This window comes from Entomohabitans teleogrylli (assembly GCF_001484765.1).
GTDB classification, from domain to species: domain Bacteria; phylum Pseudomonadota; class Gammaproteobacteria; order Enterobacterales; family Enterobacteriaceae; genus Entomohabitans; species Entomohabitans teleogrylli.
Map to the genome: position 1 here is coordinate 257,654 of NZ_LLXO01000012.1, position 24,119 is coordinate 281,772.

A 24,119-nucleotide genomic window follows, 5' to 3' on the forward strand; every position below is an offset into this window, starting at 1 on the left:
GTGCTATGTGGCGAATTTATGGTGCCTCGGCGGTGGGCTGGTCCCATCAGCAACATCAACTGCCCTGTCAGGATGCGTTTTATGCGGTGTCTGATGGCGAACGCATGATCGCCGCCGTATGCGATGGCGCCGGCTCCGCTCGTTTCAGCCATGATGGCGCGACATTTGTGACCCGGCAAATTGTCGCGCGTCTGCTGTTAATGGGGGATCGGACGCTGACAGAACAGGCACTGCGCGGCGAAATTGAACAGGTTCGTCTCGATCTCAGTCTGCTGGCCGCGGAGTACGGTCATGACGTGGAAGAATACGCCTGTACGCTGCTGGTCGTCTGGGTAGACGCCAGCCAGGGGTGGATCATGCACCTGGGCGATGGCAGCGCGCTGATGCAGGGGGCAAGGGAAGATGAACGGGTATTTTCTGCTGCCGAGAACGGCGAATATGCCAATCAGACCTGGTTTTTAACCTCTGAGAGCTGGCGGGAACATCTGCGTATTCAGCGGGTCGCTTTTCCGGTGCAACAACTGGTGATGATGACCGACGGGGTCCAGCCCTTTGCCCTGGATAAAGGTGGTGAAGGTTTGTTTGCGCCGTTTATGACGCCGGTTATTGATTACCTGCGCCGCCAGTCGGTTCAGGAGGGCAGCGCGGCGCTGCGGGCGACACTGGACGATCCGCGTACGCAGGCGATTACCGGCGATGATAAAACGCTGCTGATTGCTCTGCGTGGGGCACTGTAATGGCCGCGCTCTGTTTTTATGATTCCCGCGGCCAGGCGGTGGTCGCCGGGGAGCTGATTAAAAGCGGCGGCGCTGGCAGCGTATACCATCTCGCCAGCTATCCGGGCGCCGTGGCGAAGATTTACCATCCGGGTCAGGACAAAGCCAGCTGTCAGCGTAAGGTCAGGGCGATGCTGGCGCTGGCGCCGGATATCGCGCCGGTGACGCTGGATGATCAGACCCAGGTGATGCAACTGGCCTGGCCGACGGACACGCTGCACAACGAACGCGGCGAGTTCATCGGCTTTATCATGCCGGAACTGGACGTTAAGCGCAGTATTGAGCTGGAGTATATTCTGCAGCCGGGGCAGGCGCAGAGCGCCGGTATTGCGGATAGTCTGGGCGTAAAGGTCAGTCTGGCGATGAATCTGGCGTCGCTGGTGGCGGCAATCCATACCCGGCGCCACTATATTATTGATATGAAGCCCGTCAACCTGCGTTTTTACCGGGAGAGCCTGTATGTAGCGCTGCTGGACTGTGACGGATTCAGCATTCAGGGGCAGGGAGAGCGTTTCCCGGCCGGGCAATTCACGCCGGAGTATCTGGCCCCGGAATTTCAGCAGTCCGGCAGCGTGCCGGGCAGCCAGGAGGAGCAACAGGATCGTTTCGCGCTGGCGGTGATCATTTTCCAGTTGCTGAACTTTGGCCTCCATCCCTACAGCGGTCGGCCACTCAGCGGGCAACTACCTACCCATATTCCCGGGCGTATCGGCGCTGGCGCTTATGCCTATGGGCAGACCGCCAGCCAGTTGATTAAACCGGCGCCCGCCAGCGGGCATAGCCAACTCCCCGCCGATGTGCGGCGCATGTTTGATCTGGCTTTTGGCCGCCATGCGCATCTGCGGCCTTCCGCGGCTCAGTGGGTACAGACGCTGCGCCCTTACGCCCTGCGTAATACGCGCAAAATCGTCGCCTGCCAGCGCGACGCAAAACACCAGCATTTCGCCGGCCAGGGTTGTGCACTTTGCGAGCGAGAGCGGCAACATAAAAAAGCGCTTCAGGCGCAGAAAAATACCGCCAGCGTACCTGCCGCGGCGCGTTCCGGCCCGCGGCGATCCGCTGGCCCGACGGTAGCGCCTCCTCGTCCCACAAGGCCACAGCCCCGGGCCGCTACGCCGCAGCCGGTGTCTCCGCCATGGTGGCTAACGCTGAAACAGCGGGTGCCGACAGTGGTCTGGCATACGCTGCTGGCACTGCTGGTTCCCCTTGCGATTGGCTGGCTGTGCGCACAGCCTGAAGAGTGGCAAGTGAAAAGCGTAATGGGAAATTCCTGGCGGGAAGGTATGCAGTTTGTGGTGATAGCGGCGGCTGGCATCGCGGTGTTATACCGAACGCTAAGGGCGATTGTGCGGAGCGTACCGTGACGGACAATACGCTGCCGATCGTCCTGTCGTTTTCCGTGATTTTGCTGCCGTTAGGCTGGATCTACATTAAGGCTCCTCACCTGAGAGTCGCGCTGACGGTCGGTCTGGCGATTGTGGCGTTAGTAATGCCTGCGAGCGTTATCGGTATCTGGAAGGGGTTGATGCTGGCGACAGGTATGCTCTGGCCGTCGGCGCTGAATTTTCAACAGCGGAATTTTTTCTCCGGATTGTGGCTGAGCGGGCTGCTGTTTTGTGCGGCGCTGGGCTATGTCGCGGCGGCCGCCCGGCGACCCGCATACGGGGCAGCGGCCGGATTATCTCTGGTGGCGATGGCGTTTCTTTCGTCGCTCAATATGCCGATTTCCGAACAGGAATCCCGTCGCCGGCTGGCGCAAAACCAGTTTGCAGCCTCCCCGGAGTGGAAGAAGTATCGCGCGGACAGCGCGGCGCTTTTTTCCTCGCTGGTCTCGTCGTCGCGTTTTCCGCCGCTGTTTTCTTCCTCGCCGCCTCCTGCTTTGCGGGAATCCTTTCAGGTTTTTTTCTGGTTCGGGGATTATTACCAGTTGCTGAAACTAAGCCGTGAGTTTCACGCTGCGTTTGTGCCTCACGCTATCGCTGCTGATGTGGAAAACACGGAGCAGATATGGCGCCAGGCGTTGCGTAATGCGCCAGTGGTTGATCCGCGCGCCGAAGCGCAGGCGGCCAGGGCGTTACAGGATGCGGCGGTCTGGATGGCGGATCGCGGCGATGTGCGCTTTGCCGCGGCGCTATTCGCATTAATCAGCGCCGATCCGGAGCAATGGCGCGCGGGGACATTGGTTGACGGTTTCGCCCGGGCGGCGCAGCTTAATCCGGAAAATCACGCGGCCTGGCTGGGATGGGCGCTGGCGAGCACGTTATCGGTGCAACAGCAGTTAAATACCAGCAAGATTGATGACCCTATCCGGCAGATTATCCAGGCGCTGATGATTGCCGAAAAGTGGCCCGATACCCCCTCATCGCCGCTCCAGTTGCGGTTGCAGCAGTTTATTGAGCAACTACCGCGCGTACCACGAGAAAATTTCGCCATTTTGCGGGCGCGGGCACGAGTACAGCTCGATCGCCTGGAAAACCGGCTTTCGCGGCCAGAGGTAGTGGCGCAGGCAAACAGGGTATTGCTACTGAACCCGGTGGTTAACGCCGCGGAATCCGCAGCCACTAAATATCGCAAATATTCCCGGGATGATCAGGGGATTGGCCTGGCGGAATGGCCGGGTCGGGAGCAGCCCCTGACGACGATTCCCTGGCCTTATAGCGCTCCGGAAACGTCGGCGCGGCAGTGGCATTCGGTGCTGGTGTCTGTGGACGTATCTGCCTCCGGCGATCCTGTCGCCGCGGCGATTGAGCATAGTAGCGGCGTCGTGGCCTTTGAGCGCCAGGCGCTGGAAAGCGCCTGGGGTCACCGCTACCCGACGCGATCGCAGGGGCAGCGTTATCTGCTGCCGGCGTTGTTTATCAGCCTGCCCGGGAGTCCTGGTGCCGATAGCGGGTTTAACGACAGTAAGCTCTGGGCTGAGCGACTGGCGCGGCGGGCGGCGCGGCGCGACCTCGCCGGGGCCAGGGCGCTGGGGAATGTATTAAGGTTGCTGGCAAGCCGTGCGACGCGCGGCAACAATCAGCAATCAGCGTTCAGCAGCGAGCTTTGGCAGTGGGAAAAGCAGCGGCTGGCGTTATCGTTGGGGGCAACGTCCATCTCGTCTGATGTGGAACGTGCGCAAATATCGCTGAAAACCCTGGAACCGTTGTTCACTCGTTATCCAGGGCAGGCCAGGCTGTATCAGATTCGGGCTGAGCTATATAAGGATCTGTGGCGCGGGAAAAACGATCCCGAGGCTTTGCGCCAGGCTCGTGAAGACGATTGGCGGGCGCTGGTTCTGGATTGCGATAATCCGCGGCACTGGATGGAACGGGGAGTGGAATGGATCGATAGCGATCCGGAGCTGGCCGTCGGCGCGCTGGTGTATGCCCGACATCTGCAAATGGCAAAGGGTGATAAGGGGCCGGGAGTGCTGGCGGTAACAGAGGTCGGCATCAGAGATCGCTTATTGCATGCAAAGCCGCGTGGTCCAGTCCTCCTGGCGCGATTACGCCATGATTTTCCGGAGATCCTGGGGACCGGGGAACCCGGGAAGTCTCAGCCCGCGCTGTCGCAGCCGTTACCGCTATTACCCAGCCAGCAGCCTCGTCAGGCGGCCTATTACTGGCCGGATGCCCGGGGTCAGGTGGTCGTGGACTGGCAGCAGGCCGGTATTACCACCCCTCATTTACCGGTATTCCCGAGAACAATGCCGGATATTGTCGGCAGCGGCAGTAAAACGGTGACGTTGCGCATTGATGTGGATCGCCACGGCGCGCCATACCTGGTGATGGTGGCGCGCAGCAGCGGCGTGCGCGAATACGATGAGGTCGCGCAGGCCCAGGCCTGGCGCTGGCGCTTCACCCCCCAGGCCAGTGAGCGGCCAGTCGACGTCCCGGTTAGTTTCCGCTGGCCAGTCAGGGCGGCACAATGAGCTTGCCGTTAGGTCCTGCCAGACCGATGGAGATAAGACGCGCATGAGTGTGTTCTGGATCTCTGTCATTACAATCGGCTTATTTTTCTGGGGCTGTGTTTATCCGCCGGCTTTTATGTATGCCGTACTGGCAGTGGTTTTCGGTTTGCTGCTCCCCGGGCCGTGCGTCAGATTGTGGGAGTTAATGCTGGCGATACCGAACCTGATGTGGCCGGAGGTGATGAGCTATCAGGCGCGCCATTTTTTGTCCGGGATGTGGCTGACCGGGCTCTTGTTTACTGGCGCATTATTGTATGTGGCGGCTACCCGCAATGTCGTGTACCTGGCGTCCGCGCTGGTGGTACTCCTTTCCTTGGTGGCGATCAGCGTGATTTCGGTGCCTTCTGAACAGCGGATTCAGCATCTGCTGGCAGAAAAACGGCGCACCGACAGTTGGCTGAACAACTACATCGCACTCAGTGAATCGCTCTTCTCTGACATTCTCAGTCTGCCGTATTCTGCGCCTTCTCAGGGGCATGTCACGGGATTTGAACATTACGATACGCTGGTGAAGGTAAACCAAAACTTCCGCCGTGGTTTTATTCCGGGTTATCTCAAAAGAGACGTCCGTATCGCGGAAGAGCTTCATCAACGCGTCAATTTCAAATATCTGGATGCGCAGCTCGCCCGGCAACTGGCCGATGCGGTAAAACCGCTGGCGGATCGCGGCGATCTGCTGTTGACCTCTGCCGCGCTGAACCTGATGACCGCTCCCGCGAAAACCTGGCATCAGATGTCGCTGGCGGATGACTTTGCCGTTGCGGCCCAGCGCGAGCCGCAGAATGCCGGCGCGTGGCTGGGCTGGGGTATCGCCCGGACCCTGGCCTTTGAGCGGAAACTGACGGCGCAGGAAAAAGAGCGACACGTTAACCCGGCGCAGCAGGTGATTCGGGCGTTTATGGTCGCTCATAAAAAGCATATTGAAACGAAGAGCATTGATGATCTTTCCAGTGAACTGCGGGGGTTTATCTATCGGGTGAACTCAGATAACCCGGCGCTATTTCACGCCTTGTACACCCTGATGGCCAGAGCAAGCGTTCAGATTGATCGCCTGAACAATAGAGTATTACCTACGGAAACGGTGGTGAAAGCCAATGCGCCTTTATTCCGGACACCGTTAAAAAACAGCACTGATCTGGTACGCAATGGGCGGTTTATTCCGCTGGCGGGGGCTGATTCACCGTATCCCGGTATCGCATTTGCCGACTGGCCGGGCAGCGGTGCGCAGATTCGCTGGCCGATGCTGGAAAGCCCACCGCCGACGCAGGCGACAGCGCTAGTGTCGATTGATGCCTCTGCCGGAGGAGAGCCCCAGGTTGTCACCATTGAGCAGAGCAGTGGGGTACAGGCGTTTGATGATATGGCGCTTTACCATGCCGGCTGGCATACCTTTCCGGTGAGCGAACAGGCGCGGCGTTACCTTTTGCCGGTGACATATATCAGCCTGCCGCAAACGGTACGCCTGAGCGATATCCAGCACTGGATGCTGCGCCTGGCGCGCCAGGCGGCGCGTCATGATACCGCCGGATATTACCAGTCGGTGGCGGTTGTACAGGAATTACATCGTCGGCAGGCGGCGGGAAAACCGGACGATCCGCGGGTTCGACAGGAGTGGCGGGCGTATGAAACCCAGGCCGCCCGGGAAAAAGATCCGGCGCGCCGACACATGCTGCTGATGCAGGGGCTGGCGCGTTATAGCGCCCGCTATCCGGATCAGGGATGGCTGTCGACCCTCAGCGCTCAGCAGCAGCTTACGCGCTGGAAGCCAGGCAACTACGATACGCTCTTCAACGCTGTGCGCCCGGCATTTTCTGTCGCGATATCGCGAAACCCGCAGGACAGCGAAGCATGGCTGGGATGGGGAGCCAGTTGGCTGAACGACGATCCGGAAGTGACCGTCGGCGCGCTGATTCATGGGATATCGCTGATGCGTCAGCATCCGCCGCAAGGCAGCGCGACGGTGATATGGCAACGCATCCAGCCTCTGATGTTGATGGACCTGTTACGCTGGCGAATCATACTGGCCCGGACCATTACTGATTATCCTGAATTCCTCGTTGATGGGCAGAAAAACGTGCCGGCACTACCGCCTGAGTCGCTGCTGGCCGTCCAGGAGCATGGTAAGCGACAGGCGCTGGCCCGTCAGCCGTTGTCGCCGCTGTCGGCCAGGGAAAGCGACTACCCCCATCCGCCAGCGCCCGATATTCCAGCAGATGGGCGCGGCAGGGTTGATGTCGAGCGGCAACAAATGTTCGGCCTGAGCGACGCGCCGCTGCCGGCGTTTCCGCAGGTGATCCCCGATCGTCTGATCGGCAATGATCGTGAAATCGTCAAACTGGCCATTGATGTCGGCAAAGATGGGCGCCCGGTGATGGTGATGGTCCGGAGCAGTAGCGGCGTACCTGACTGGGATGCTGCGGCGCTGGTCAGCGCTTACCGCTGGCGTTTTACGCCGCGGGAAGCCCCCTGGCGCGTTGAAATACCGGTGGTATTTTACTGGCGGGAATGAGGTGGGTGAGTCAGGAACAGGGCCGCAGCGGTTCTGCGGCCCGACAGGATCAGCGGCGAACCGCGATAGCTTCGATCTCGATTTTCACGTCTTTCGGCAGACGGGCCACTTCCACGCACGAACGCGCCGGGAAGGGGGCGCTGTGCTCGGTGAAGAAGGCCTCATAGGCCGCGTTCACCGTGGCGAAATCATTCAGGTCTTTAACGAAAACGGTCGTTTTGACGATATCGCCCACTTTCAGGCCGGCCGCTTCAACAATCGCTCTGACATTTTCCAGCGACTGGCGCGCCTGGGCCGCTACGTCTTCCGCGACGCTACCGGTTTGCGGGTCCACCGGGATCTGGCCGGAGGTGATAATCATATTGCCAAGGTCGACGCCCTGAACGTAAGGACCAATAGCCGCCGGGGCCTTTTCCGTACTGATGATGCCGGACATGTGTTCTCCTGAAATCGTTGACCACGATAGATTAAGTTATCCACCCACGATCCGGGTGGAATAACCTATTTACCAGACATCATCCGGCCAGCACAACCTGATGCGCAAACTCTTTCTCACAATATTTGCATTTCAGCGTAATGTTTCCGGCATTGCTCTTCACGGCAAAGCAGGAGTCCACCGGCTCGGCGCGGCTGATGCAGTTGCTGTTCGGGCAGATCAGCACTTTTTCAATGCGCTCCGGCAGGCTGGGGCGGCTTTTACCGACCACATCGTAATTATCGATGCGGTTGACGGTGGCGTGGGGGGCGTACAGCGCCAGTTGATTGACCTGCTCATCGGTGAGGAAGGTGTTCTCAATTTTGATCAAGTCCTTGCGCCCCATCTCGCCGGAAGGTAGGTTCAGACCGATGGTAATGCGCTGGTCGGTTTGCGTCAGGGCGAACAGCGACAGCAGCTTAAAGCCGACCTGAGCCGGGATATGGTCGATGACCGTTCCGCATTTAATGGCTTCAACCTGTAATTTGTTATCGTGTGTCATGTCAGAGTCTCCCTTACAGAGCTAAATCGCGGTTCAGAACCAGGGCCAGCAGCGCCTGACGGGCAAAAATACCGTTGCCTGCCTGCTGGAAATACCAGGCGTGCGGCGTTTTATCCACATCAATGGTGATCTCATCGATTCGCGGCAGCGGATGCAGGACTTTCATGTCCGGGCGCGCCCCTTCGAGATCGGCGGCGCGCAGAATGAACTGCGCCTTGACGTTGGCGTATTCGGACGGGTCGAGGCGCTCTTTCTGCACCCGGGTCATGTACAGAATATCCAGTTGCGGCACCACCTCTTCGATAGTGCTGTGCAGGCTCCAGGCAATGCCTTTTTCAGTGAGCATATCGAGAATGTACTGCGGCATGGCCAGCGCATCCGGGGCGATGAAGAAGAAGCGGTTACCGTTGAATTTGGCCAGCGCCTGGGTCAGGGAGTGTACGGTGCGGCCATATTTCAGATCCCCCACCATGGCGATATTGACGTTTTCCAGCCGCCCCTGAGTTTCCTGAATAGTAAACAGGTCGAGCAGCGTTTGAGTCGGGTGCTGGTTGGAGCCATCACCGGCGTTGACCACCGGAATACCGCCGGAAAACTCCGTGGCCAGCCGCGCGGCGCCTTCCTGAGGGTGGCGCATGACAATCGCGTCCACATAGGTGCTGATCACCGAAATGGTATCGGCGAGGGTTTCGCCTTTTTTGCCCAGCGACGTGTTGCTGCTGTCGGAAAAACCGACCACCGACGCGCCCAGGCGATGAATTGAGGTCTCAAACGACAGCCGGGTGCGGGTGGAGGCTTCAAAGAAGCAACTGGCGATCACCTTGTGCCTGAGCAGCTCCGGCTGCGGATTGGCTTTCAGTTTTGCGGCCGTCTCCAGTACCAGTTCAAGCTCATCGCGGTTGAGATCGTTGATGGAAATTATGTGTTTCTGATAGAGCGGATTGGCCATGGGTATCTCCTTTATCGCATCACACCGGGCGATCGCTGGGCAAAAAAAAGCCCCTCAACGAGGGGCTTGTGAAATACGGTATAGCAACGGGAAGAAGAACGGCGCCGCCGCGCCTGCATTCAGGCGGCGAGGGGTGATGAATTGTTCAACACACAGAACCATGCTTCCTCCCGGCAAATTGTCGGGCATTATACGCGCCTGAAATCGCATATCAAGCCCACTAATCCACATTTTTGCCAGGGTAATCGGTTGCTTTGCATAGTCAGTCACAATCAGCCATTTTTTATGCCGCGAGGATTTGCGCTGTGATGGCCGGTTAGCGCAGGCGCACAGGGGGAACAAGGGTGAAATATGCGCCACGACAGGTTTTGGTTAAATAGCACTGGTATGGTAGATGACGGCGGCGTATAACAGCTGTTTTGAAACGTTGTTTTATTAAGGGAAAAGAGATGATCATTGGCAATATTCATGCGCTGCAGCCGTGGCTGGCGGAGACCTTGCGCAACGCGATTGAGCACGTGAAGCAGCACGTCTCGCCGCAGACGCCGGTCGGCAAATATGACATTGACGGCAACCGGATATTTTATATGGTGTCGGAAGATACCACGGCGCCGCTGGCGGAACGCCGGGCCGAGTATCACCGGCGTTACCTGGATATTCAGATAGTACTGGCCGGACAGGAAGGCATGACCTTCAGTTGCCTGCCGCCCGGTAAAGCGGAGACCGACTGGCTGGCGGATAAAGACATTGCTTTCCTGGCGGCGGGGGAGCAGGAGAAAACCGTGGTGCTGGATGAAGGGGATTTTGTGATTTTCTGGCCCGGCGAAGTACATAAGCCGCTGTGTGCGGTCGGGACGCCAGCCGTGGTGCGCAAAGTAGTGGTGAAAATCGAGATGGCATAACGCCACGCATAATTTGACGAAGGCCAGGGCATGGTGCGCTGGCCTTTTATTTCTGGCTGGTGGATGGTTATTGCCGCGCGAGGGTCGCCACCATCACCGCCTTAATGGTATGCATCCGGTTCTCCGCCTGATCGAAGACGATGCTGGCCGGCGATTCGAAAACCTCGTCGGTCACTTCCATACCGCCGTGCAGGCCGTACTGTTGCGCCATCTGCTGGCCAAGCGTGGTTTGATCGTCGTGGAAGGCTGGCAGACAGTGCAGGAACTTCACCTGCGGATTACCGGTCAGCGCCATCATGGCCGCATTGACCTGATAAGGGCGCAGCAGGGCGATACGCTCGGCCCATTTCTCTTTCGCTTCTCCCATCGAAACCCAGACATCGGTATAGATAAAGTCGGCGCCGTTGACCCCTTCGGCAATGTCTTCCGTCAGGGTAATTTTGCCGCCGGTCTGCGCCGCCAGCGCCTGGCATTCCGCAACCAGGGCCTCTTCCGGCCAGCAGGCGCGCGGCGCCACCAGCCGCAAATCCAGCCCGGTCAGCGCCGCGGCTTCCAGCACGGAATTCCCCATATTGTTGCGTGCATCGCCGGCATAGACCAGGGTCATCTCGTTAAGCGCTTTGCCGGGCAGATGTTCCTGCATGGTGAGCAGATCCGCCAGTAACTGGGTCGGGTGAAACTCATTGGTCAGGCCGTTCCATACCGGCACTCCGGCATACTGCGCCAGGGTTTCCACCACCTGCTGGCCGTGGCCGCGGTACTGAATACCGTCATATATCCGGCCCAGTACCCGGGCGGTATCTTTAATCGATTCTTTATGGCCAATCTGACTCCCGCTCGGCCCGAGGTAAGTGACCCGGGCGCCCTGGTCATAAGCGGCAACTTCGAAAGAGCATCGTGTACGGGTTGAGTCTTTTTCGAAGATGAGCGCAATGTTTTTACCGGTCAACAGCGGGATTTCGTTGCCCTGTTTTTTGGCGCTTTTCAGCGTGGCGGCCAGTGTCAGCAGTTCGGCGATTTGCGCCGGCGTGAAATCGAGTAGCCTGAGAAAGTGTTGGTGATAGAAGTGGCTCATATGTACCCCCATGGCGCATGCCGCTGATTGAATTAAAATTCAATTTATATGTATGAATATTCATTTGCAACCCTGTCGCACAAATCTTTCCTGCGAAGGGTAGAGGCAATTCTCGCGGTATGTGACAATAATGCTATCTGCCGACACACTGAGGAACGAGCCATGGCAAACGCGGAACGACTGGAAGAACAGCGCGAAGAGACGCGCCTGATTATTGAGGAATTACTGGAAGATGGCAGCGATCCGGACGCGCTGTATACCATCGAACACCATTTCTCCGCCGATGATTTCGAATCGCTGGAAAAAATGGCGGTCGAGGCTTTCCGTCTGGGCTATGAAGTAACCGACCCGGAAGAGCTGGATCTTGATGAAGGCGAGGTAGTCATCTGCTGCGACGCCCTGAGCGAGAGTGCGCTGAATGCCGAGCAAATCGACGCTCAGGTTGAGCAACTGATGGATCTGGCGGAAAAATTTGATGTCGAGTATGACGGCTGGGGCACCTATTTTGAAGATCCGGACGGCGAGCAGGGCGACGAAGAAGACTATCTGGATGACGACGACGACGGTGTGCGTCACTGATTGACCCGGTACGGCGGCCAGCACCGCCGTACCGCAAGGACTGGCTCATGGATTACCAACAATTACTCGCTCCGGTTTATCAATTCCTGCACTGCGTAACCCCTCAGTCCTGGCTGGATAAAGCCCGGCAGCCGGAAAACCTGGCGCTGCTGCTCACTGACCATATGATTTGCGAGCTGAAAGCGGCCCAGACGGCAATGCTGCTGATTCGTAAATACGTTGCCGACAAAACCGGCTCGGATACGCTGCTGGGCTGGCTGCAGCCGTATGAATCCTTTACCTTTCGCGATGGCCCGGAGCCGGATTTCGCCGCGGTGCATAAGCGTATCAGCAAAAGCGTGATGCCGAAAACCGACGATCCGTGGGGCCAGCAGCTTATCGACAGTATGGTGTTGTTGATTAAAGAAGAGCTGCATCACTTCTGGCAGGTGCGGGAAGTGATGACGGCGCGCAATATTCCGTACCGCAAAATCACCGCCAGCCGCTATGCCAGAGGGTTACTCAGCGAAGTACGAACCTGGGAACCGGCCACTCTGGTGGACAAACTGATCTGCGGCGCTTATATCGAGGCCCGCTCCTGCGAGCGCTTTGCGGCGCTGGCGCCGTATCTGGATGAACCGCTGCAGGCCTTTTATCTGTCGCTGTTGCGCTCCGAAGCCCGCCACTATCAGGACTATCTGACGCTGGCACAACGGGCGTCGCCCGACGATATCGCCTCCCGGGTACGCCACTTTGGCGAAGTGGAGGCGGCGCTGATCAGTGCGCCGGACCGTGAGTTTCGTTTCCACAGCGGTATGCCGCAATAATACCTGAAAGCGCTCTATGCTTAGCAGAGAGCCTGAATTATTCAGAGAATTAACATGACTTATTTACCGATTATCGCCCTGCTCGGGGTGTTGCTGATCGTGGTGGTTTATCTGGTCATGCGCAAACGATCGCCGGTCATGCGCCTGCTGTCCGTGGCCATCGCCCTGGCCGCCGTCATCGCGGCGGGGTTATTCTGGCACCACCAGCGCGGCGCGCCAGAGCAAACCGGGCAGACGACACAGTTTGATGAGGCGATGGCGCGGGTGCCGCTGTATCAGGCGATTCAGGAAAAAGACCCTGCGCTGTGGCATCACCTGCGCGAGCAGGCGCTGGCGATGCAGCGCCAGGGGAAAAGCGAGCAGGAACAGCTTGATACCCTGCAGCAGCAGATCCTGCGCGTCTCAATGCTGCGTCTGCAGCAAACGCCGGACGCCGATGCCGTGGCGTATATGAAAGCCAATATGGCCCAGACGGCGCTGATGGAGAAGCAGGGAGAGGATATTTGCTTCCGCTTTCTTTATCCGGCGGTGAAAGGGGGCGTTAATCCGCTGCGCTGGCTACCGCCGGATGCGGTGGCGCAGCGCATGAAGGTGGATGCGCAAATGTACAATGCCTCGTTTGGCGCTCAGAAACATACGGTGACGGAGGATGAACGCGAGCAGGCGCATCGCGATGTTCAGCCGATTATCCGCAATCTGATCCAGCGCTATGGCGACAATTTCGATCTTACCGCGCACCCGGAGCGCGCCGTAGGCCAGGAAGCGCTGGTGTGTGATATGGTCCAGGCTCTGTGGGAAGAGGTGTTTAAACTGCCGGAAGATCGCGCCGCGGCGATTATTCGCTACTCGGTGGCGGTTAAGTAAACCGCCACTGGCGGCGCCGCCCGCGTTGAGCTATTAAAACCGTTAAACCGCGGCGGGGGCATTACAGGGTTTTTAGCATCCGCACTTCGCAGTCTACGTGGCCGGTGCAGCCCAGCGCTTCGGGGATATGCTCGAAGCCCAGCTTTTCATACAGCCCAATGGCCTGGTTGAGGAAGCCGGTAGTTTCCAGGTAGCACTGGCGGAAACCCTGTTCGCGGGCAAACTCCAGCGCCTGAAGCGCCAGGGTTTTCGCCAGCCCTTTACCGCGCGCTGCTGGCAGGAAATACATCTTTTGCAGCTCGCAGATACCCGGATCGCTGCAGGCCAATGGCGCGACGCCGCCGCCGCCCGCGATCTGCCCGTCGATTTCCACTACCCAGTAAGCGTGGCCTGGCTGGCTGTACAGTTCATAGAGCTGGTCCAGATTGGGATCGGCGACGGTATAGCCTTTATCGGCGGTCAGTCCAAATTCGGCGGAGACCTGGCGAATGACCCTGGCAATGGCTAAATTGTCCGCTTTTTTTATCAGGCGCAAATTAATGTTCGGAAAGCTATTGTTTCTCATACATATAACTCAATAATATCCGTGTCTATTTAATATCATTTGTCCCGGCCCTGGTTCAAGTTGCATGTTAGCCAGGCGTGGCGACCCGCATTTTTCCCCTGCTAAACCGTGTTAAGACGCTACAAAATACCTCTGGCAGCGCGGCGGTAATCGGAATTTTCAGGAATGGCTTCCATGGCAGATAAGGATATTGCGACACTATTCGCCGTCGGGTTTATTGTTTAACAAGTCTATGGTTAAATGACGCCGATGGGATAGTTTCTATGTTTGCAAAAGGGATCTTTTATGGATGTTCAACAGAGCGCACAGACGCGCCTGAATAAAATAAATGCATTTATTTTTCATGGTAAGAGCGGCGAGTATTTTTCAATCTGGCTGGTTAATTTATTATTAACGATCATCACCCTGGGAATTTACTCTGCCTGGGCGACGGTGCGTAATAAACGTTATTTCTATGGCAATCTCGAACTGGATGGCGATCGGTTCGACTACCACGCCAGGCCGATGCAGATTCTGCTGGGCCGACTGCTGGTGATTGGCGCTATCATTATTTTTTATCTGGCGATGTTTCTGATGCCGGCCTTTGGGGCGGTGATAGCGATTGTGTTTGCTGCGCTGATCCCGTGGATAATCATTCGTAGCTGGCGTTACCATGCGATTATGAGTAGCTATCGCGGCGTGCGTTTTAATTACCATTGCCGCATTGGCCGGGCTTACTGGGTGATGTTCGGCTTTCCGGTGGTCGCGGTACTGGGTGTCGTCGTGTTGTTTTCTGGCCTGAATTTCGCGGTGCACTCCTCCGGTAGTATCGCGGCGGCGCTGATTGTGGGCCTGCTGATGATTATTGCGCTGGCCGCCGGCAGCGTAGTACTGAGCGGTATTTTCGCCGCTATGCGCTATGACCTGTATGTCAATAATCTTTATTTTGGCAATCAGAAATTTACCGCGGCGCTGAGTAAGAAAAAATTTATTAAGATGGCTTTTATCTCCGTATTAATCATCTTACCGTTCGTCCTGTTAAGCTCCGGCATGATGGTGGTATCGCTGGGAACGGCGCTGGCTTCTCCGGATGCATATGCCGCGCTGTTAGTCGGCAACGTTTTCATGATTATCATGGTGTATCTGATTATGCTGGCAGGCTTTTTTATTGCCGCCTGCTACCTGTTTGTCGCTCATCGTAATTATCTGTTTTCCCGGACCTCGCTGTGTGACGGGCAACTGGTGCTGCGCTCTTCGCTGACCACCGGGGAGTACCTCGGTTTGCTTATCACTAACTCTCTGCTGGTGATATTCACCCTGGGTCTGGCGTCGCCGGTCGCTCATATTCGCCATGCCCGCTATCTGGCGGAAAATACCCATATCGAAGGGGATACGTCGCTGGCGATGGTAAATGCCCACGGCGATACTGCCGGCGTGGCGGTCGCTGAAGAGATGGTGCAGGCGCTGGATTTGAACATCGGACTGTGATGATGGTCTGCGAGGGGTACTATCAGCCTCCCGGACGGGCGCAGCGCGTTGCCGCGTCGCTGCGCCCCGGTACGACGTTGGTACTGCATACTGATGACGGGGAGCGGCTATTCGCGCTGGAGGACATTACGGTGTCCGACGCGCTGGGCACCATTCCGCTGTTTATCACTTTTCCCGATGGCGGGCGCTTTGTGCCCGCCGAGGATGCGTCTTTCCGGGCGTGGTATTTCAGTCAGCGCAGGCCGGGTCTGGTTCACCGTCTTGAGCGCCACAAGTTTGGCGTGATCATCGCGCTGTTGATTTCGCTATTCTGTGGCGCATTCTGGTATTACGGCGCGCTACCGTGGCTGAGCCAGACAATAGCACGTAGTGTACCGGCGGCGGCCGAACAGCGAATCGGGGAATATGCGCTGTGGCTGCTGGAAAAAGATAGCGGCTTCAGGGCGTCGGCGCTGCCGGAGGAGCGTCAGCGGGCGCTGGGGGCGCTGTTCCGGCAAACCCTGCCGGCGGAGATGCGCCAGGACCCGACGCCGGTGAAACTCAGGCTGATGCGCATCCCGCAGGGGGCCAACGCGTTTATGTTGCCTGACGGCACGCTGGTGATGAGCGATCAACTGGTGGCGCTGGCGAAAAGCGATGATGCGCTGGCGGCGGTGATGCTGCATGAAATGGGCCATCATCATCACCGTCACGGTATGCAGATGCTGGTGCGATCGTCGCTGGTGACGCTACTGATGATGTGGGCGATGGGGGATGTCAGCGGGATTGGCGATACGCTGTTGCAGTCCGCGGCGTTCCTTGACCAGATGCAGTTTTCCCGGGATATGGAGCGCGAAGCGGATCGGTTTGCGGTTGCCGGGATGCGCGCGCAGCAGCGTTCGTTGGCGGCGATGATCGAGGTGTATCAGGCGCTGGAACAGAGTGCCGCAAAAGAGGAAGCCGTGTCGGATGAGTCGTGGAGCTGGGTAAGCACGCACCCGGCAATGAGCGAGCGTCTGAAGATGCTGCGGGCGGAAGCCGCGCGCTGACCGGCAATAATCGCTGTGGGTTGTGCTGACCTGCGTGTGGCAGACAATAAAAAGGCCGGTTTCCCGGCCTTTTCCGTACTTAAGCTCAGACAATCATTACAGCGCGGCAATGACCGCCTGCTGCTCAATCAGCTTCGCTTTCGCCTGCGCATAACCGTCCAGCTTCTCGCGCTCTTTGGCGATCACCGCCTCCGGCGCCCGGGCGACAAAGCCGTCGTTGCCCAGCTTGGCTTCAATACGGCTGATTTCACCTTCGATTTTGGCCACTTCTTTCGCCAGGCGCGCCAGTTCGGCGTCCTTGTCGATAAGCCCGGCCATCGGGATCAGCAGCTCGGCGCCATCGATAATTTTGGTTACCGATACCGGTCCTTTATCATCCGCCGGCAGCACAGTGATGCTTTCCAGACGCGCCAGGGTTTGCAGGAAGTTACGGTTGTCGTTCACGCGACGCACGGCATCCTGGCTACAGCCGCGCAGCAGCAGCTCCAGCGGTTTACCCGGGGCGATATTCATCTCCGCACGGATATTACGCACCGCGACAATCGCCTGCTTCAGCCATTCGGTATCGGCCAGCGCCGCTTCATCCACCTGCGCGGCGTCGAACTGCGGGAATGGCTGCAGCATGATGGTATCGGCGCTGATACCTTTAAGCACCTTCACGCGCTGCCAGATGGTTTCCGTGATAAACGGAATAATCGGATGCGCCAGACGCAACAGGGCCTCCAGCACCGTCACCAGCGTGTGGCGGGTGCCGCGCAGTTCGGCTTCGCTGCCGCCGTTCATTACCGGTTTGGTCAGCTCCAGGTACCAGTCGCAGAACTGGTTCCAGGTGAATTCATACAGAATGCCCGCCGCGATATCGAAACGGTAGTTATCCAGCGCTTCGCGGTACGCCTTCACGGTCTGGTTGAACTCCGCGAGAATCCAGCGATCGGCCAGCGACAGGGTCATCTCGCCGCCGTTAAAGCCGCAGTCCTGATCTTCGGTATTCATCAGCACGAAACGGCTGGCGTTCCACAGCTTATTACAGAAGTTGCGGTAGCCTTCCAGACGCTTCATATCCCAGTTGATATCGCGACCGGTGGACGCCAGCGCCGCGAGAGTGAAGCGCAGGGCGTCGGTGCCGTGTGGTTCAATACCGTTGGGGAACTGTTTTTCAGTACGCTTGCGGATCTTCTCAGCCAGCTGCGGCTGCATCATATTGCCGGTGCGTTTCTCCAGCAGATCGTCCAGCGAAATACCGTCCACCATGTCCAGCGGGTCGATAACGTTGCCCTTGGATTTGGACATCTTCTGGCCTTCTTCGTCGCGGATAAGCCCGGTCATATAGACGGTCTTAAACGGCACCTGCGGCTTGCCGTCTTCATCTTTGATGAAGTGCATGGTCATCATGATCATGCGTGCAATCCAGAAGAAGATAATATCGAAGCCGCTCACCAGCACGCTGGTGGGGTGGAAGGTTTTCAGCGCTTCAGTGTTTTCCGGCCAACCCAGCGTTGAGAAGGTCCACAGCGCTGAAGAGAACCAGGTGTCCAGCACGTCGTCGTCCTGGCTGAGGGCGATGTCCGCCGGGATGTTGTTTTCCTGACGTACTTCTTCCTCGTTACGGCCAACGTAGACGTTACCCTGCGCGTCGTACCACGCCGGGATCCGGTGGCCCCACCACAACTGGCGCGAAATGCACCAGTCCTGAATGTCGCGCATCCAGGAGAAGTACATGTTTTCATACTGCTTCGGCACAAACTGAATATCGCCGTTTTCCACCGCTTCGATAGCCGGTTTGGCCAGCGGCGCAACCCGGACATACCACTGATCGGTCAGCATCGGCTCGATAACCACCCCGCCGCGGTCGCCGTACGGCACCGTCAGGTCGTGCGGTTTCACCTCGTCGAGCAGGCCCAGCGCGTCGATAGCGGCGACCACCGCTTTACGGGCGGCGAAACGTTCCAGATTGCGGAACGCCTCCGGCAGTTCGCTGCTGTAGACAGTGGATTCGACGCCGTTAGTATCGAAGACTTCGGCGCTGGCGCGGATATCGCCATCGAAGGTAAAGATGTTGATCATCGGCAGCGCGTGGCGCTTACCGACTTCGTAGTCGTTAAAGTCGTGGGCCGGGGTGATCTTCACGCAGCCGGTGCCTTTTTCCATATCGGCATGTTCGTCGCCGACGATCGGAATACGGCGGTTGACCAGCGGCAGCATCACGAATTTGCCAATCAGGTCTTTGTAGCGCGGATCTTCCGGATTAACCGCCACGCCGGTATCGCCCAGCAGGGTTTCCGGACGGGTGGTGGCGACCACCAGATAATCTTTGCCGTCCGCGGTTTTGGCGCCGTCGGACAGCGGATAGCGGATGTGCCACATCGAGCCTTTCGACTCGCGGTTTTCCACTTCCAGATCGGAAATCGCGGTGCGCAGTTTCGGATCCCAGTTCACCAGGCGCTTACCGCGGTAAATCAGGTCCTCTTTATACAGGCGCACAAAGACTTCTTTCACCGCGTTGGACAGGCCTTCATCCATGGTGAAGCGTTCGCGCTCCCAGTCCACCGAGTTACCCAGACGGCGCATCTGACGGGTGATGGTGCCGCCGGATTCCGCTTTCCACTGCCAGATTTTTTCGATAAAGGCGTCGCGACCGTAATCGTGGCGGTTTTTCCCTTCTTCGGCGGCGATTTTGCGTTCCACAACCATCTGGGTAGCGATACCGGCGTGATCGGTACCGGCCTGCCACAGGGTGTTTTTACCCTGCATGCGCTGGTAGCGGATCATGGTATCCATGATGGTCTGCTGGAAGGCGTGACCCATATGCAGACTGCCGGTGACGTTCGGCGGCGGGATCATGATGCAGAAGCTCTCCTGGCCGGTGTCGCCATTCGGTTTAAAGTAGCCCTGCTGTTCCCAGTGCTCGTAAAGCGGCTGTTCGATTTCTTGTGGGTTGTATGTCTTTTCCATTGTCTGCTATGTCGTTCCGGGCACCGGCGGGGTGGCCGTGGTCAAGTGGAAACCGGCGACGCGGTAGGCTTTGTAGCGTTCGCGCGCCAGCTGTTTCTGGGATTCCTCGTAAGGAACGAAGTCTATCACTTCCGGGAAAGCGGTGGCAAAATCTGCAAACTGCGGCAGCAGGCTGATCAGCAGGTCGCGGGGGGCGCTGCCGCGCCGCGCCGGCCAGGCCAGCTCCACCGGCGCGCCGGCGCGCGGGCCTTCCCCTGCCAGATTGTGGGGCACGAAGCTGTTCGCGTCGCGCTGCCACAGCGCCTCGTCAAGGCGTATCGCCTGGGCTTCATCGCCGCAGGCGATCAGAATACGCTTTCCCGTACGCCAACGTTCCGCGGCAAGGTCGCACACCAGCTGTTCCACGGCGCTCAGGCCGTCAGCGGTGTTGTCATGGTCCAGCAGATAGAACGTTGCGTTTTTCATTATATGTGGCTTCTGTGGTTCGGTTTAAACGGAGCGCCATCGGCTGTGCGTATACCCTGAATTCTTCGCGTTGCCGCAAGACGGCGCGTGAACGCATCCCCTTAAATGAGCGGCGGGGGAGAGCGAACGCAGGCAACCTGAAGTATCACTGATATAAACATCCCCCGGCGCGACAGGTCACGCCGGGGGAGGCTATCTTACCACGCCTGCGCCTTACTCTTCGCCGCTAAATCCGGCGCGATTGAGCAGGAACTGCGACAGCATCGCCACCGGGCGCCCGGTGGCGCCTTTGGCTTTGCCGGAGCGCCAGGCGGTGCCGGCGATATCCAGATGCGCCCAGTTGTACTTGCGGGTAAAGCGCGACAGGAAGCAGGCCGCGGTAATGGCGCCGCCGGGACGGCCGCCGATGTTGGCCATATCCGCGAAGTTGGAATCCAGTTGCTCCTGGAATTCGTCGCTCATCGGCAGGCGCCAGGCGCGGTCGCCCGCCAGCTCTGACGCGCCGACCAGCTCGTGGGCCAGCGGGTTGTGGTTCGACATCAGGCCGGTGATATGGTGGCCGAGGGCGATGACGCAGGCGCCGGTGAGGGTCGCGACATCGATCACCACTTCCGGCTCAAAGCGCTCAACGTAAGTCAGCACATCGCACAGCACCAGGCGCCCTTCGGCGTCGGTATTGAGCACTTCCACAGTCTGGCCGGACATTGTGGTCAGCACATCTCCCGGGCGATAGGCGCCGCCGCCGGGCATATTCTCACAGCCGGCCAGCACCCCCACTACGTTGACGGGAAGCTGTAGCTCCGCCACCATGCGCATCACGCCGTACACCGCCGCCGCGCCGCACATGTCGTACTTCATTTCGTCCATCGCTTCGGCAGGCTTGATGGAGATACCGCCGGAGTCGAAAGTCAGGCCTTTACCCACCAGCACGATGGGGCGAGAATCGGCGGCGGCATTGCCTTTATATTCGATAACCGACATCAGCGACTCGTTGCGCGAGCCCTGGCCGACCGCCAGATAGGCGTGCATGCCCAGCTCTTTCATCTGCTGTTCGCCGATAACCCGGGTGACGACATTCTTACTGAAGGCGTCCGCCAGCTGGCGGGCCTGAGAGGCCAGATAGGCGGCGTTACAGATATTGGGCGGCATATTGCCCAGATCTTTGGCGGCCTTGATGCCGGCGGCGATAGCCAGGCCGTGCTGGATGGCGCGCTCGCCGCTGGTCAGTTCGCGGCGGGTGGGAACGTTGAAGACCATTTTGCGCAGCGGGCGGCGCGGCTCGCTTTTATTGGTCTTCAACTGGTCGAAGCTGTACAGGGTCTCTTTGGCGGTTTCCACCGCCTGGCGCACTTTCCAGTAGGTATTGCGCCCCTTGACGTGCAGCTCGGTCAGGAAACAGACCGCTTCCATGGAGCCGGTATCATTCAGCGTGTTGATGGTCTTCTGAATGACCTGTTTGTACTGGCGCTCGTCCAGTTCACGCTCTTTGCCGCAGCCAATAAGCAGAATACGTTCAGACAGCACATTCGGAACGTGATGTAATAACAAAGTCTGACCCGGTTTACCTTCCAGCTCGCCGCGGCGCAACAGGGCGCTGATGTAGCCGTCGCTGATTTTGTCGAGCTGTTCGGCTATCGGGGAGAGACGGCGCGGCTCAAAAACGCCGACAACAATGCAGGCACTGCGCTGCTTCTCAGGGCTGCCGCTTTTTACACTGAACTCCATCCACTACGCTCCTGAATCTTAAAGACAACAGCGGCGGGTATGGATAGAATTGTAACTTTCATTACCTGTGTCCGCTGTTGTGATGACTTCGTGTTAATCTTAACGAATGATTTTACCGGTTTCAGCGCGCCAAATGTCATGTGCCGGACGTGAAACCGTCGGATACATCAATCTTAGCGATGTTTTCAACGACTCAAGAGAATAAATGACCTTTAAGCGATGAAACAAGCCATTTTCCTGCAAAAAGACTCGTTTTCACAGGCGTATTTAATGTGATAATCATAAGATATCTGGTTCGCGAGACGCTCAAAAGCCAACTGGCGATCCTGTTCATTCTGCTGTTGATCTTCTTTTGCCAGAAACTGGTGAAGATTCTCGGCTCGGCGGTGGACGGTGAAATCCCCACCAGTCTGGTGCTCTCACTGCTGGGCCTGGGGCTGCCTGAAATGCTCCAGTTGATCCTGCCCCTGAGTCTGTTCATGGGGCTGTTGATGACTTTCGGGCGCATGTATACCGAAAGCGAAATTACCGTTATGCATGCCTGCGGCCTGAGCAGTTCAGTGCTGATTAAAGCGGCGATGCTGTTGACGCTGTTCACCGGCGTGCTGGCGGCGGTGAACGTGATGTGGGCGGGGCCGTGGTCGTCGCGCCATCAGGACGAGGTGCTGGCCGAAGCCAGGGCCAACCCCGGGCTGGCAGCGCTGGCTCAGGGCCAGTTCCAGCAGTCCGGCGACGGCAACGCGGTCCTGTTTATCGAAAGCGTTGATGGCAGCGATTTCCGCGACGTGTTCCTCGCTCAGTTGCGCCCGAGAGGCAACGCGCGGCCTTCGGTGGTGGTGGCGGATGCCGGCCATCTCTCCCAGCGTCCGGACGGTTCCCAGGTGGTGACCCTCAATAAGGGGACGCGCTTTGAGGGAACGGCGATGCTGCGCGACTTCCGGATCACCGATTTCCAGAACTACCAGGCGATTATCGGCCATCAGCCGGTCGCGGCGGACGACGATGACGCTGAGCAGATGAGTATGGCTATGCTTTGGAGTCAGGACAGCAATAAAGCCCGCGCCGAGTTCCACTGGCGTATTACGCTGGTGCTGGCGGTAGCGATTATGGCGCTGATGGTGGTGCCGCTCAGCGTGGTAAACCCGCGTCAGGGGCGGGTATTGTCGATGCTGCCGGCGGTGCTGCTGTATCTGGTATTTTTCCTGCTACAGACCTCAATTCGCTCCAACGGCGCCAAAGGCAAGCTGGACCCGATGATCTGGATGTGGCTGGTGAATATGCTTTATCTGGCGCTGGCGCTGGCCCTCAACGTCTGGGATACCGTGCCGGTGCGTAAATTCCGCGCGCGCTTTGCCCGTACAGGAGGCGCAGAATGATCGGTTTTGGCGTTCTTGACCGCTATATCGGTAAAACCATTTTTAACACCATCATGATGACCCTGTTCATGCTGGTGTCCCTGTCCGGCATTATCAAGTTTGTCGATCAACTGAAAAAGGCCGGCCAGGGGGCGTATACCGCGCTGGGCGCGGGCATTTATACCCTGCTGAGCATACCGAAAGATGTGCAGATCTTCTTCCCGATGGCGGCGCTGCTCGGCGCGCTGCTGGGGCTGGGGATGCTGGCCCAGCGTAGCGAGCTGGTGGTGATGCAGGCATCCGGCTTCACCCGTATGCAGGTGGCGGCGTCGGTGATGAAGACCGCGATTCCGCTGGTGCTGCTGACCATGGCGATCGGCGAGTGGGTGGCGCCGCAGGGGGAACAACTGGCGCGTAACTACCGGGCGCAGCAAATGTACGGCGGCTCGCTGCTCTCCACCCAGCAGGGGCTGTGGGCGAAAGACGGCAACAGTTTTGTCTATATCGAACATATCAAGGGCAATAACGAGCTGGACGGTATCAGCATCTATAACTTCAACAAGGAGCGGCGCCTGGAGTCGGTGCGCTATGCCGCGACGGCGAAGTTTGATGCGCAACAGAAGGTCTGGCACCTCTCGCAGGTGGATGAGTCCGATCTGACTAACCCGAACTGGATTGACGGCTCCCAGACCGTGAGCGGCACCTGGAAGACCAACCTGACGCCGGACAAACTGGGCGTCGTGGCGCTGGACCCGGACGCCCTGTCGATCAGTGGCCTGCACAACTACGTGACCTATCTGAAGTCCAGCGGCCAGGACGCCGGGCGCTATCAGTTGAACATGTGGAGCAAGATTTTCCAGCCGATCTCGGTGGCGGTGATGATGCTGATGGCGCTGTCGTTTATCTTCGGGCCGCTGCGCAGCGTGCCGATGGGGGTAAGGGTGGTGACCGGTATCAGCTTTGGGTTTGTGTTCTATGTGCTGGATCAGATCTTCGGTCCGCTGAGCCTGGTGTACAATATTCCGCCGCTGCTCGGGGCTCTGCTGCCCAGCGGTACCTTCCTGCTTATCAGCCTGTGGCTGCTGATGAAAAAAGCCTGACCCGTCATCCGGCGCTTTCCGCGGCATACATTAGCGGGAAGCGTCGGGAACCTCGCTGTCGTGATATCGCACA

Annotated in this window: 20 protein-coding genes and 1 pseudogene; 12 read left to right on the plus strand and 9 right to left on the minus strand. The window is 58.3% G+C overall.

Features of this window, described 5'->3' with window-relative positions:
* Positions 1–5: 5 nt before the first annotated feature.
* The 4 genes from AQ981_RS15265 to AQ981_RS15280 are packed head-to-tail and all read left to right on the plus strand — an operon-like array spanning position 6 to position 7,237.
* Positions 6–737 (plus strand): PP2C family serine/threonine-protein phosphatase, encoded by a 732-nt coding sequence (locus AQ981_RS15265; RefSeq protein WP_058912596.1) that lies wholly within the window; start codon positions 6–8, stop codon positions 735–737.
* The gene (locus AQ981_RS15270) at positions 737–2,140 is read left to right on the plus strand and encodes a hypothetical protein (protein ID WP_058912597.1); all 1,404 of its coding nucleotides are present in this window, start codon (positions 737–739) and stop codon (positions 2,138–2,140) included. Before AQ981_RS15265 ends, AQ981_RS15270 begins: the two co-directional genes overlap by 1 nt.
* Entirely contained in the window at positions 2,137–4,689 is a 2,553-nt protein-coding gene (locus AQ981_RS15275) for an energy transducer TonB (protein WP_058912598.1), read from the plus strand. Before AQ981_RS15270 ends, AQ981_RS15275 begins: the two co-directional genes overlap by 4 nt.
* A gap of 43 nt (positions 4,690–4,732) precedes the next feature.
* Positions 4,733–7,237, plus strand: coding sequence for an energy transducer TonB family protein (locus AQ981_RS15280; protein ID WP_058912599.1), 2,505 nt, complete (start codon positions 4,733–4,735; stop codon positions 7,235–7,237).
* Positions 7,238–7,286: 49 nt separating this feature from the next.
* On the opposite strand, the gene ridA is transcribed toward AQ981_RS15280, so the two are convergent.
* From ridA to pyrB, 3 genes are all read right to left on the minus strand, one after another.
* Entirely contained in the window at positions 7,287–7,673 is a 387-nt protein-coding gene (gene ridA, locus AQ981_RS15285) for a 2-iminobutanoate/2-iminopropanoate deaminase (protein WP_058912600.1), read from the minus strand.
* A gap of 79 nt (positions 7,674–7,752) precedes the next feature.
* Entirely contained in the window at positions 7,753–8,214 is a 462-nt protein-coding gene (pyrI, locus tag AQ981_RS15290) for an aspartate carbamoyltransferase regulatory subunit (protein ID WP_058912601.1), read from the minus strand.
* Between the two features lie 13 nt (positions 8,215–8,227).
* Positions 8,228–9,163, minus strand: a complete 936-nt coding sequence (pyrB, locus tag AQ981_RS15295) for an aspartate carbamoyltransferase (protein WP_058912602.1) — start codon at positions 9,161–9,163, stop codon at positions 8,228–8,230.
* A gap of 449 nt (positions 9,164–9,612) precedes the next feature.
* Here pyrB and AQ981_RS15300 point away from each other — a divergent pair, with 449 nt between their 5' ends.
* A complete protein-coding gene (locus AQ981_RS15300) occupies positions 9,613–10,065 on the plus strand; it encodes a NanQ anomerase/TabA/YiaL family protein (protein WP_058912603.1) in 453 nt (150 codons plus the stop codon).
* A gap of 67 nt (positions 10,066–10,132) precedes the next feature.
* Here the strand turns inward: AQ981_RS15300 and argF are convergent, their stop codons facing one another.
* Complete coding sequence (gene argF / locus AQ981_RS15305; RefSeq protein WP_058912604.1) at positions 10,133–11,140, minus strand: ornithine carbamoyltransferase; 1,008 nt, start codon at positions 11,138–11,140, stop codon at positions 10,133–10,135.
* Between the two features lie 7 nt (positions 11,141–11,147).
* A pseudogene (argL, locus tag AQ981_RS28550) lies at positions 11,148–11,204 on the minus strand (putative translational regulatory protein ArgL); the annotation flags it as partial.
* Positions 11,205–11,302: 98 nt separating this feature from the next.
* Here argL and rraB point away from each other — a divergent pair.
* The 3 genes from rraB to AQ981_RS15320 are packed head-to-tail and all read left to right on the plus strand — an operon-like array spanning position 11,303 to position 13,389.
* Positions 11,303–11,719 (plus strand): ribonuclease E inhibitor RraB, encoded by a 417-nt coding sequence (gene rraB, locus AQ981_RS15310; RefSeq protein ID WP_058912605.1) that lies wholly within the window; start codon positions 11,303–11,305, stop codon positions 11,717–11,719.
* A 47-nt stretch (positions 11,720–11,766) separates the two neighbouring features.
* Complete coding sequence (gene miaE, locus AQ981_RS15315; RefSeq protein ID WP_058912606.1) at positions 11,767–12,525, plus strand: tRNA isopentenyl-2-thiomethyl-A-37 hydroxylase MiaE; 759 nt, start codon at positions 11,767–11,769, stop codon at positions 12,523–12,525.
* 54 nt (positions 12,526–12,579) lie between these two features.
* Positions 12,580–13,389, plus strand: coding sequence for a hypothetical protein (locus AQ981_RS15320; RefSeq protein WP_058912607.1), 810 nt, complete (start codon positions 12,580–12,582; stop codon positions 13,387–13,389).
* A 61-nt stretch (positions 13,390–13,450) separates the two neighbouring features.
* Here AQ981_RS15320 and AQ981_RS15325 read toward each other — a convergent pair whose 3' ends face one another.
* Complete coding sequence (locus tag AQ981_RS15325; RefSeq protein ID WP_058912608.1) at positions 13,451–13,954, minus strand: GNAT family N-acetyltransferase; 504 nt, start codon at positions 13,952–13,954, stop codon at positions 13,451–13,453.
* Between the two features lie 285 nt (positions 13,955–14,239).
* Here AQ981_RS15325 and AQ981_RS15330 point away from each other — a divergent pair, with 285 nt between their 5' ends.
* Both AQ981_RS15330 and AQ981_RS15335 read left to right on the plus strand, forming a co-directional pair.
* On the plus strand, positions 14,240–15,421 hold the full coding sequence (locus tag AQ981_RS15330; protein WP_058912609.1) for a YjgN family protein: 1,182 nt from the start codon (positions 14,240–14,242) through the stop codon (positions 15,419–15,421).
* Positions 15,422–15,423: 2 nt separating this feature from the next.
* A complete protein-coding gene (locus AQ981_RS15335; RefSeq protein ID WP_058912637.1) occupies positions 15,424–16,449 on the plus strand; it encodes a M48 family metallopeptidase in 1,026 nt (341 codons plus the stop codon).
* Between the two features lie 96 nt (positions 16,450–16,545).
* Here the strand turns inward: AQ981_RS15335 and AQ981_RS15340 are convergent, their stop codons facing one another.
* From AQ981_RS15340 to pepA, 3 genes are all read right to left on the minus strand, one after another.
* Entirely contained in the window at positions 16,546–19,401 is a 2,856-nt protein-coding gene (locus AQ981_RS15340; protein ID WP_058912610.1) for a valine--tRNA ligase, read from the minus strand.
* A gap of 6 nt (positions 19,402–19,407) precedes the next feature.
* Positions 19,408–19,866 (minus strand): DNA polymerase III subunit chi, encoded by a 459-nt coding sequence (locus tag AQ981_RS15345; RefSeq protein ID WP_058912611.1) that lies wholly within the window; start codon positions 19,864–19,866, stop codon positions 19,408–19,410.
* 213 nt (positions 19,867–20,079) lie between these two features.
* The gene (gene pepA, locus AQ981_RS15350) at positions 20,080–21,591 is read right to left on the minus strand and encodes a leucyl aminopeptidase (protein WP_058912612.1); all 1,512 of its coding nucleotides are present in this window, start codon (positions 21,589–21,591) and stop codon (positions 20,080–20,082) included.
* A gap of 272 nt (positions 21,592–21,863) precedes the next feature.
* Between pepA and lptF the strand changes: the two genes are divergently transcribed.
* Positions 21,864–22,967: an LPS export ABC transporter permease LptF gene (gene lptF, locus AQ981_RS15355; RefSeq protein ID WP_058912613.1), complete on the plus strand. Its 1,104-nt coding sequence runs from the start codon at positions 21,864–21,866 to the stop codon at positions 22,965–22,967.
* Positions 22,964–24,046, plus strand: a complete 1,083-nt coding sequence (gene lptG, locus AQ981_RS15360; RefSeq protein ID WP_058912614.1) for an LPS export ABC transporter permease LptG — start codon at positions 22,964–22,966, stop codon at positions 24,044–24,046. The genes lptF and lptG overlap by 4 nt, the downstream gene beginning before the upstream one ends.
* Positions 24,047–24,119: the final 73 nt, after the last annotated feature.

Excerpts from the sequence above, each read along its gene's own strand:
- AQ981_RS15265 (WP_058912596.1), top strand. The coding sequence starts at position 6 with ATGTGGCGAATTTATGGTGCCTCGGCGGTGGGCTGGTCCCATCAGCAA.
- AQ981_RS15270 (WP_058912597.1), top strand. The coding sequence starts at position 737 with ATGGCCGCGCTCTGTTTTTATGATTCCCGCGGCCAGGCGGTGGTCGCC.
- AQ981_RS15280 (WP_058912599.1), top strand. The coding sequence starts at position 4,733 with ATGAGTGTGTTCTGGATCTCTGTCATTACAATCGGCTTATTTTTCTGG.
- ridA (WP_058912600.1), bottom strand. The coding sequence starts at position 7,673 with ATGTCCGGCATCATCAGTACGGAAAAGGCCCCGGCGGCTATTGGTCCT.
- pyrI (WP_058912601.1), bottom strand. The coding sequence starts at position 8,214 with ATGACACACGATAACAAATTACAGGTTGAAGCCATTAAATGCGGAACG.
- pyrB (WP_058912602.1), bottom strand. The coding sequence starts at position 9,163 with ATGGCCAATCCGCTCTATCAGAAACACATAATTTCCATCAACGATCTC.
- AQ981_RS15300 (WP_058912603.1), top strand. The coding sequence starts at position 9,613 with ATGATCATTGGCAATATTCATGCGCTGCAGCCGTGGCTGGCGGAGACC.
- argF (WP_058912604.1), bottom strand. The coding sequence starts at position 11,140 with ATGAGCCACTTCTATCACCAACACTTTCTCAGGCTACTCGATTTCACG.
- rraB (WP_058912605.1), top strand. The coding sequence starts at position 11,303 with ATGGCAAACGCGGAACGACTGGAAGAACAGCGCGAAGAGACGCGCCTG.
- miaE (WP_058912606.1), top strand. The coding sequence starts at position 11,767 with ATGGATTACCAACAATTACTCGCTCCGGTTTATCAATTCCTGCACTGC.
- AQ981_RS15320 (WP_058912607.1), top strand. The coding sequence starts at position 12,580 with ATGACTTATTTACCGATTATCGCCCTGCTCGGGGTGTTGCTGATCGTG.
- AQ981_RS15325 (WP_058912608.1), bottom strand. The coding sequence starts at position 13,954 with ATGAGAAACAATAGCTTTCCGAACATTAATTTGCGCCTGATAAAAAAA.
- AQ981_RS15330 (WP_058912609.1), top strand. The coding sequence starts at position 14,240 with ATGGATGTTCAACAGAGCGCACAGACGCGCCTGAATAAAATAAATGCA.
- AQ981_RS15335 (WP_058912637.1), top strand. The coding sequence starts at position 15,424 with ATGGTCTGCGAGGGGTACTATCAGCCTCCCGGACGGGCGCAGCGCGTT.
- AQ981_RS15340 (WP_058912610.1), bottom strand. The coding sequence starts at position 19,401 with ATGGAAAAGACATACAACCCACAAGAAATCGAACAGCCGCTTTACGAG.
- AQ981_RS15345 (WP_058912611.1), bottom strand. The coding sequence starts at position 19,866 with ATGAAAAACGCAACGTTCTATCTGCTGGACCATGACAACACCGCTGAC.
- pepA (WP_058912612.1), bottom strand. The coding sequence starts at position 21,591 with ATGGAGTTCAGTGTAAAAAGCGGCAGCCCTGAGAAGCAGCGCAGTGCC.
- lptG (WP_058912614.1), top strand. The coding sequence starts at position 22,964 with ATGATCGGTTTTGGCGTTCTTGACCGCTATATCGGTAAAACCATTTTT.